General features: G+C 49.1%; 1 protein-coding gene and 1 pseudogene. Both read left to right on the forward strand.

The window, feature by feature from the left end; genetic code table 11:
- Positions 1–245 (forward strand): annotated as a pseudogene (locus AC9UEO_RS13505) (transcriptional regulator); the annotation flags it as partial.
- 112 nt (positions 246–357) lie between these two features.
- Entirely contained in the window at positions 358–2070 is a 1713-nt protein-coding gene (locus tag AC9UEO_RS13510) for an IS1634 family transposase (RefSeq protein ID WP_509534554.1), read from the forward strand.
- The last annotated feature ends 364 nt before the right edge of the window (positions 2071–2434 follow it).

Raw genomic sequence — 2434 nt, forward strand, 5'->3', positions numbered from 1 at the left:
TACGCCGTAAATTAAGCAGTTTGGTTGTTGCTCAGCGCGCAGGCATTTCAAGATCCTCCTTATATAAAGTGGAAAAAGGTGACCCAGGGGCAACTTTGGGGAGTTATGTCCGCGTTCTGGCTGTGCTCGGCTTGACAGCAGACATTTCTGCTCTCGCTGCTGACGACAAAGTAGGGCGCAAGTTACAAGACTTAGCCTCTCAAGTTCGACACTTGCGGCATCATTTTCCATTGGTTATTCACTAAAAACACTTGAGGAATCAACATGTTAGCGAATAATTGCCTATGATTTTTGTAGTGGTACGTTGCCAATAAGAAGTAGTTTTAAACCTTTTCTAAGTTTGTTATACTTTGAGCCATGTTCATCAAGGTCACCCAAGCTGCGGGACGTCGCTACGCCCAACTCGTTGAGTCCTATCGCAACGAGGAGGGCAAACCGCGCCAACGAACTATTTGTACGCTGGGGCGTTTAGACACCGGCGCTGAGGTGGATCTCCTCATCGCTGCGCTTCAAAAAGCAAAGGGGCTCACTGCCCGCGGCGCCTCCTCGCTGGAGGGGCTGCGATTTGTGGCCTCCAAAGATGTGGGCGATGTTTGGGCTCTTCACCAACTTTGGCTGAGCTTGGGGTTTGAGGACTTGTCACGGGCTTGGAGGTCCTCAAAGAGTGAGGTTGAGGTTCTTGCATGCTTGCGCTCTATGGTGTTCAACCGTTTGTGTGACCCTTCTAGCAAGTTGGGGGTGCTCAGATGGCTTGAGACGGTTGCACTGCCTGTGGGCTTTGGCTTTGCTGATGGGTTGCCAGAGCACCATCATCTTCTTCGGGCCATGGACGTTCTTGATGATCACAGTGAGGCCTTGGGTGTGCGGCTTGCAACATTGATGCGGCCGTTAATTGACCAAGAGCTGTCGGTGGTCTTCTACGACCTGACCACCGTTGGCGTTTGCGGTGAAACAGTATTAGAGGGTGATGTTCGAGCCTACGGCATGAGTAAGTCGGGCTTAGTTGCAAGGCAATTTGTTCTCTCGCTGGTTCAAACGGCTGAAGGCTTACCCATCTCGCATGAAGTCCACCCTGGCAACACGGCAGAGACCAAGACGCTGCTGCCCATGATTGAGGGGCTTCTTAAGAGGTACCCACTTAAGAGAATTGTTCTCATTGCAGATCGGGGCTTACTTAGCATGAACAACCTTGATGATATTGAAAAATTGCAAGAGACTTTGAAACTAAGAGGACAGAGCGTTCAGCTCGACTACATTATGGCGGTGCCTGCGGCGCGGCACGGCGACTTCGCTGAAGATCTTCAAGCGTTACAGCTCAAGCAACCGACAGATCAGCCCTGGTGCGCAGAGACAAAATGGCGCGACAAGCGCATGGTCGTAGCGCACGACCCTGAGGGCGCTAGCCGCAGAGCGCAAAAAAGGAACAAGTCGATCAAAGAGCTTGAGGATTTGGCTTTCAAGTGGAGTGGCAAACTTGACGCTCAAGACACGGACGCGAGGAAGGGCAAAGGCCGCCCCATGTCAGACTCAGGGGCTAAGGCGCGCTTTTATCATGCGGTCAAAGATGCAAGTCTTGCGCACATCATTAAAGTCGATCTCAAGGGAGATCTCTTCAGTTACGAGATCGATGAGGCGCGCAAAAAATACCTTGAGATGCTAGACGGCAAATTGCTGTTGGTGACCAATACAGATCTAGCGCCTAGTGAGGTGGTGAGTCGTTACAAAAGTTTGGCTGACATTGAGCGAGGCTTTAGGGTCTTGAAATCAGATATTGAAATTGGCCCCGTTTACCACCGCTTACCCCGACGAATAAGGGCGCATGCAATGGTCTGCTTTATGGCCCTGATACTGTATCGAGTGATGAGGATGAGACTGCAAGCGGCAAATCGAGGTGAGTCACCCACCACACTGCTTGCGCAATTTAAAAGAATACAACAACAAACCGTACAAACCGAGGATGGGCAAAGTCTCAATGGGATCACTGAGATAAATCCTGCTCAGAAATCACTCTTCAACGCTCTGGAGCTGAAAGCACCCACACCAAATAATCTTCTAACTTCCAGTTTGTAGTCTACGTTTATTGGGATGAACCTAATGAAATCAATACTTTACACTTCGCAAGTGTCGAACTTAAGAATCCCAAGCCACAGTAAACCAGCTTTGGCTGTTCTGGGTTTGATAGGCTATATCTGAGCGAGCACGGCTAATTGGTTGAAATACTGATCTTAACAAATTCATACGATGTATATTATGTTAAGTAATATATTGATCAATCAACCTTAAAGCCATCAAACACGCAAATGAATCTTCAACACCCGCCCTTTTAAGCGGAAATGACCCATTTCAGGACCATCTCGATTTAAGGATTCAATTTCAGGGTTTGGGTAGGACCAGTCGCAGACATCCTTAAAGGCCGGTACTTGGTTTGGCCCCA

It is taken from the genome of Limnohabitans sp. (assembly GCF_040401495.1).
Taxonomy (GTDB): domain Bacteria; phylum Pseudomonadota; class Gammaproteobacteria; order Burkholderiales; family Burkholderiaceae_C; genus Limnohabitans.